The 4,853-nt window shown below is 61.5% G+C and carries 4 protein-coding genes; 1 reads left to right on the forward strand and 3 read right to left on the reverse strand.

Features of this window, described 5'->3' with window-relative positions; translation table 11 throughout:
- Positions 1-93: 93 nt before the first annotated feature.
- The 3 genes from B4U49_RS01225 to B4U49_RS01235 all read right to left on the reverse strand — a co-directional run bounded on the left by B4U49_RS01225 (position 94) and on the right by B4U49_RS01235 (position 3,538).
- A complete protein-coding gene (locus B4U49_RS01225) occupies positions 94-1,404 on the reverse strand; it encodes an N-acetylmuramoyl-L-alanine amidase (RefSeq protein WP_239692423.1) in 1,311 nt (436 codons plus the stop codon).
- Positions 1,405-1,507: 103 nt separating this feature from the next.
- Positions 1,508-2,017 carry a tRNA (adenosine(37)-N6)-threonylcarbamoyltransferase complex ATPase subunit type 1 TsaE gene (tsaE, locus tag B4U49_RS01230; protein ID WP_078082771.1) on the reverse strand — a complete coding sequence of 170 codons (510 nt, stop codon included), beginning with the start codon at positions 2,015-2,017 and terminating at the stop codon, positions 1,508-1,510.
- Between the two features lie 9 nt (positions 2,018-2,026).
- Positions 2,027-3,538: an NAD(P)H-hydrate dehydratase gene (locus B4U49_RS01235; protein ID WP_078082772.1), complete on the reverse strand. Its 1,512-nt coding sequence runs from the start codon at positions 3,536-3,538 to the stop codon at positions 2,027-2,029.
- 108 nt (positions 3,539-3,646) lie between these two features.
- On the opposite strand from B4U49_RS01235, the gene queG reads away from it, so the two are divergent.
- Complete coding sequence (gene queG, locus B4U49_RS01240; RefSeq protein ID WP_078082773.1) at positions 3,647-4,765, forward strand: tRNA epoxyqueuosine(34) reductase QueG; 1,119 nt, start codon at positions 3,647-3,649, stop codon at positions 4,763-4,765.
- Positions 4,766-4,853 lie beyond the last annotated feature (88 nt).

Here is a 4,853-nt window from a genome sequence, read left to right on the forward strand (position 1 = left end):
GTATTCACAGCGGTTTTGAAAACCCATACCCAGTGTTTTGGCGCCTCCGGGCAAAATCTAAAGCCCAATTTCTGCAGCACGGGTCCACAGATCTCAACCAGACGGTATGGTCAGCGTCTGGCCCACCCGGATCATGGATGTCTGCATCCCGTTGGCCTTCTTCAGGTCCGCCACGGAAATGTTGTAGCGCGCAGCGATGCCAGACAGGGTATCACCCCGAGAGATGGTGTGCTTGCGGTCGATGCGATCACCGTTGGCGGCGAGCCAGCTGCCCGCCGGTGGGCGGGAAGTAAAGTGGGCCACTATACCCTCGCTGAGTTTTTCCGCCATTCTCTTCTGGAATGACGGGTCACGCAGCCGGCGGGCCTCCTGGGGATTGGTGATAAAGCCGGTCTCCACCAGAATCGACGGCACATCCGGGTTGCGCAGCACCGAGAAGTTGGCCTGCTCCACTTTCTTTTTATGCAAATGGGTAAAGGAACCCAGAGAGCGCAATACGCTGCCGCCAATATCCAGGCTCGCGTTCATGGTCGCCGTCATCGCCAGATCCAGCAAAACCCCGGCCAGGGTATCGTCCTTGTCACTGAGGCTCAGGCTACCGGCGCCACCGATAAGGTCAGACTCATTCTCCCGTTGCGCCAGAAAGCGCGCGGTTTCACTGGTAGCGCCGCGGGAAGACACCGCGTAGATCCCGGCTCCACGCGCATCCTTGCGGGTAAACGCATCCGCGTGAATAGATACGAACAGGTCTGCGCGCAGCTGGCGCCCCTTCTTCACCCGCTCGCGCAGGGGAATGTAGTAATCACCGGTACGCACCAGCTTGGCGGAGAAGCCGGACTGGCGGTCGATAGATTTCTGCAGGTAGCGCGAGATAGCGAGCACTACGTCCTTTTCCCGCAGGCCGCCGGGACCGAGCGCACCGGGATCCTCGCCGCCGTGGCCGGCATCGATGGCGATGACGATCTTCCGCTTGCCGCTCACCTGTACCTGCTCGATGGTTTTCTCTTCCACCTTGTCGCGGTCGTGCAGATCGATCACCAGGCGATCCGGGAGCTGTTCATGCCGGCGCAGGGCAAAGCTGCGCGGGTTGACCGGCTGCTTCAGATCCAGCACCACACGCAGGTCGCGTTTGTCTTTCACCGCATGGCGGACACCGGCGATCGGCGTATCCGTCAGCGGCAGTCCGTCGATCCCGGTAACCAGCTTCGCGCCGCTTACATCAATCACCACGCGATCTGGATTACTCAGCATAAACAGCTTGTGCTCGGCGGGACCGTTCAGATCGAACACCAGACGGGTGTGATCAGGGGCACGCCACAGGCGCACGCCTTCAACATCTGCGCTGCTCGCCTGAAAGGCTGGCAGCATCGCCATCGCCGCCAGCACCGAGCCCATCAATTTCATTTTCAGTCGCACCGACAATCCTGCTCCAATCATTATTATTGCCCTGTCGATTCCCTTGTCGTCCGTCCCTGACCACACATCTATATGATGATGTTAATAACTCCTAGCCAGCGAATACCGCTTTTGCCAGAACTTCACTACCCGCCTCACTCAGTGCCTTCAGGGTCAGCGCGCGGCCTTCCCCCTGCAGTTGCAGACTCAATTCGATATCCGGCGACGGCAGTACGCCGATACCGCGCTCGGACCACTCCACCAGGCTCAGACTGCCGGGGCCGAAATAATCCCGCACCCCCATGTATTCCAGTTCTTCCGCATCGCCCAGCCGGTAAAGGTCGAAGTGGTAGACCCGCTGCTCCCGTTCGCTGCCAACGCCAAACTCGTAAGGTTCCACCAGCGTATAGGTGGGACTTTTTACCGCGCCGCGATGGCCGAATGCGCGCAGCACGCCGCGGCTGAAGGTGGTCTTGCCGGCGCCCAGCTGTCCGCCGAGAAAAAACACCAGACCGGATGCCATGCCACTATCGATGCACGCCCGCCCCAGCGACTCACCGGCGGCGACGGTGGCGGCCTCATCGGCAAGATACAGGGTTTTATCCACAGGCTGTTCGCTCACATCGATTCCTCAATCCACCAGGGCGCGCACATGCGGTAGCAGGTCCGTCGCCAGCAGGCCGCGCTGGCCATTTTCTGCCGCGCGATCGCCGGCGGCGCCGTGCAGCCACACCGCAAGGCGCGCCGCAGCCGCGGGCTGCATTCCCTGACCGAGCAACGCGGCAATAATTCCGGTGAGCAGGTCGCCCATACCACCGGAGGCCATGCCCGGATTGCCGCTGTTGATCAGGTCGACCCCGTCACTGTGTGCAATCAGGGTGCCTGCGCCCTTAAGTATCACTACGCCGCTGAATTTCTGCTGAATCGCCCTCGCTGCTGCGACGCGATCGGCAACGACCTCTTCATTGGAAATACCGAGGAGCCGCGCCGCCTCACCCACGTGCGGAGTAAGCACCCAGTCGTCCCGCTGCACACCGGCGAGCACCCGGCCGCCGGCCAGGATATTCAGTGCATCTGCGTCCAGCACCAGTTTCGCCGTTGCGCGGCCGGCGCGGGCCAGCAACTGTTCGCTCCAGGGACTCCGGCCCAGTCCGGGACCCACCGCAATCACGTCCGGCGCCTCCAGCAGTGGCTCCAGTTCCTGACCAGAAACGACCGGCTGTGCCATCACTTCCGGACAGCGTGTCAGCGCTGCCGCTACATGTTCAGGACGCGATGCGAGAGAAATCAGGCCGGCACCGGCACGGGCAGCCGCTTCCGATGCCATCAGCGCGGCGCCACCGAAGCCATGATCGCCACCGACCACCATCACGTGACCAAACTGGTTTTTGTAGCTGTCTGCGGGGCGCGGCGGCAATCGCTCGAGGGAACTGCCGGGATGGCGGACCAGCGCCACAGGCACCTGTGGATAAATCTCCGGAGCCGCGCCGAGGTCGTCAAAAATCACTTCACCGGTAAGCGCCGGTCCGCGCCCCAAGTACAGGCCTGTCTTGCGTCCGATAAAGGTCACCGTTGCATCCGCCCCAACCGCGGCACCCTCTCCAGCCACACCGGTATCTGCGTTGAGGCCCGACGGCAGGTCCACCGCAAGTACCGGGCAGGGAGAGTTATTGATGTGGGCGATCACAGAGTCCATGGGCGCGCGCAATGCACCGCTGAAACCGGTACCGAGCAGTGCGTCCACCAGCACGGTGTGCTTTTCCGGGGCGGGCAGCTCCGCCAGGCTGGAAACGAGCGTCGCACCCTCGCGTTCAGCGAAGCGATAGGCTTCCAGGGCGTCGCCCTTGAGCTTATCCACAGGCACCGCCACAAACACCGTGACCGGGATCTGGCGCTGGGCGGCCAGACCGGCAATCACATAGCCATCACCACCGTTATTGCCGCCACCACAGAACACTTGAATACTACTCACATCTGGCCAGCGCTGGCGCAGGCAATCGTACGCAGCGCGTCCGGCGCGCTTCATCAACGCGAGACCGGGAATTTGCTGCTGGCTGATCACCAGCTGGTCCAGGCGACGCACGGCCTCGGCGGTATAGAGGTTTTGCGGTGCCGAAAGTGGTGAAGAATTCTGACTATCCATGGTATGTACTGCGTTCCAGCTGTGGTCAATTTTTAAACTGTGGCAAAATACCGATGATTATACCGCTTCAACCCACGAACCGCCGCACACAGGGTCACCCTATCTCCCATGAGTTCCTCCCCTGATTCTTCCGTCCTGCAAGACCTGGCCGCACAGATCCGAGTGTGGGGGCGGGAGCTGGGGTTCCAGCAGGTGGGCATCACCGATTGCCAGTTACAACAGCACGGGGAGCGCCTGCAGCAATGGCTGGATGCGGGCTACAACGGCGATATGGAGTGGATGGGAGCCCACGGGGACAAGCGCTGGCGGCCGGAATTGCTGGAGGAAGGTACCCTGCGCGTGATCAGTGTACGCCTCGATTACCTGCCCCCCGACACGCAGCCGGTGCAGGTACTGAAGGATTCCAGCAAGGCCTATGTGTCCCGCTATGCCAACGGCCGCGACTACCACAAACTGATCCGCAAGCGCCTGGCGCAACTGGCGCAACAGATCGACCGCTACTGCGAAGAGCGCGGCATCGCCGCCAGCGGCCGCGCATTCACCGACAGTGCGCCGGTGATGGAACGAGCTCTGGCGGAAAAGGCAGGGCTGGGGTGGATCGGCAAGAACTGTATGGTGATCAACAGCGCGGCAGGGAGCTGGTTTTTTCTCGGTGAGATTTACACCAACCTGCCATTGCCGGTGGATGTGAGCGAGGAGCCCAATCAGTGTGGCGAGTGCTCAGCTTGTCTGAAGGTATGCCCCACGGATGCTTTTGTCGGCCCTTACACCCTGGATGCGCGCCGCTGCATTTCCTATCTGACCATCGAGAACAAGGGCCCGATCCCGGAAGAGTTCCGCGAACCCATGGGTAACCGGGTGTTTGGCTGCGACGATTGCCAGATCATCTGCCCCTGGAACAAGTTCGCCAAACCCACCGGCGAATATGATTTCCACCCCCGCCACGGGCTGGACAGCGGCGCCCTCGCGGATCTATTCCGCTGGTCGGAAGAGGAGTTTCTGAAGAAAACCGAGGGCTCGGCGATTCGACGGATTGGGTTTGAGCGGTGGCAGCGGAATCTGGCGGTTGCTTTGGGTAACGCCGATCCTGTACCGGAGATTTTCGAGGTATTGGAAAGTTCGCTGGACTCTGCCTCACCACTGGTTGCGGAGCATATTGAGTGGGCATTAGAGCGGTTGCGTAGCGGGCGGCGGCGGAAGCGGAAAATTAAACGCGCCTCGGTGTAAACCTAACCTCCGGTGGTATTTGTGGCCTGGAAGCTAGCCCCTTGGCGGCCAGGCACCGGGAGCGGGGTTTCAGGACCGCTGTGAACCC

Origin of the sequence: Microbulbifer mangrovi, assembly GCF_002009015.1 — a bacterium.
Lineage (GTDB): Bacteria > Pseudomonadota > Gammaproteobacteria > Pseudomonadales > Cellvibrionaceae > Microbulbifer > Microbulbifer mangrovi.